Here is a 1,677-nt window from a genome sequence, read left to right on the forward strand (position 1 = left end):
TTAGGGGATTTTGGGGAATTTTGCAAAGGTCTCGACCTGATTTCTTTTCGCTACCGGCGGCAATGCGTACCAATTGGAGAAATTCCGATTTCAGCTCAAACGGATCGTCGCTTTGGATTTTCTGTACCATTTTTTCAATGTCGCTCCAGCTCAGTTTGCCGTTGTATTCGCCGCCGCGTAGGGCTTGGGCATAGGAAGCTGCGGCAAGGGCGAGCAGGGTGTCTTTATCGGCTTGCTCCAGCGGTTTGCTGCCAACGGGAATTGCTTGTTCCATCAGCTTGCTGTCTTTTTCCCCAGGCAGTTTGTAGCGTACTTTGACAAAGGCGTATTCGTTTTTACTGCCTTTGGCGGCTGGGGCTGGGGCTTTTTGATAGCGTGATTCGTTCAGCCAGCCGTTTTTGCCTGTCGGAATGATTTCATAGATGGCGGTCACGCTGTGGCCTGAGCCGATATCGCCCGCATCTACTTTGTCATTGTTGAAGTCTTCATTGCGCAGGGTGCGGTTGGTGTAGCCGACCAAGCGGTATTCTTTGACAGTGGCAGGATTGAATTCGACTTGGATTTTGACATCTTGCGCAACGGTAGCAAGCGTGGAAGTCAGTTGCTGCTGCAGAACTTTTTTCGCTTCTTTTTCATTGTCGATATAGCTGTAATTGCCGTCGCCTGCATCGGCAATTTGTTCCATCATGTCTTCGTTGTAATTGTCCGTACCGAATCCTAGCGTGCTGAGTGAAACGCCGGTTTTTCGTTTTTCGGCAACCATGGATTTGAGCGTTTCGGTATCAGATACGCCAACGTTAAAGTCGCCATCGGTTGCCAGCAGGATACGGTTGATGCCGTTGGGTACGAAGGCTTTTTGCGCTTCTTCGTAGGCCATGCGTAAAGCGGATTCGCCCGAAGTCGAGCCTTCGGCTTTCAGTTTGTCGATGGCTTGTAGGATGGTTTCTTTATCTGAACCTGATGTGGGTGGAAGCACCAGCTCTTCGCCTGATGAATAGGTAATCAGGGTAACCTTGTCCTGAGGACGTAATTGTTGGGTCAAGATACGCAGCGTTTTTTGAACCAACGGAAGTTTATTTTCTTCATCCATGCTGCCGGATACGTCCACGAGGAACACAAGATTGGCAGGCGGCAGATCTTTCTTTGCTGTGTCTTGTGCTTGGATACCGATTTTGATCAGCTTGGCTTCCGGTTGCCATGGAGAATCAATGGTTTCAGTGTGAACGGCAAATGGGTGGCCGTCAGTAGGCAGCGGATAGTTATAAGGGAAGTAATTGACGATTTCCTCAATCCGTACAGCATCTTTAGGCGGCTGTTTGCCGCTGTTCAGAAATCGGCGGACGTTGGCGTAGCTACCGGTATCGACATCGATGCTAAATGTGGAAACGGGTTCTTGAGCAACGGATTTGACCGGTTGGTCGGGTTGGTCTTGGTAGCGTTCAGTGTTTTCTGCAAGAGACAGATTTTCTTCAGCAACGGCAGCAGCAGGCAATGCTGATTCCGGTGCGCCCTGAAGATTTTCGGTTGACGAGTCTGATCGGTCGAGAGGACCGGAACACGCAGTCAAAGCCGCTAAAGTGAGTATGGAAATGGTTTTCAGGAAGAAACGGGGCATGATTTAAGCTCCTGGGAAATATCACATGCTGAGACCTTTGCAAAATTCCCCAAAATCCCCTA

At 49.7% G+C, this 1,677-nt stretch carries 1 protein-coding gene; it reads right to left on the minus strand.

What is annotated here, in order from left to right:
• On the minus strand, positions 1 to 1,615 hold a 1,615-nt coding region (locus HMPREF2608_RS06360; protein WP_070826360.1), incomplete at its 3' end, for a vWA domain-containing protein.
• Positions 1,616 to 1,677: the final 62 nt, after the last annotated feature.

The organism is Neisseria sp. HMSC064D07 (assembly GCF_001837185.1).
GTDB classification, from domain to species: Bacteria; Pseudomonadota; Gammaproteobacteria; order Burkholderiales; family Neisseriaceae; genus Neisseria; species Neisseria flavescens_C.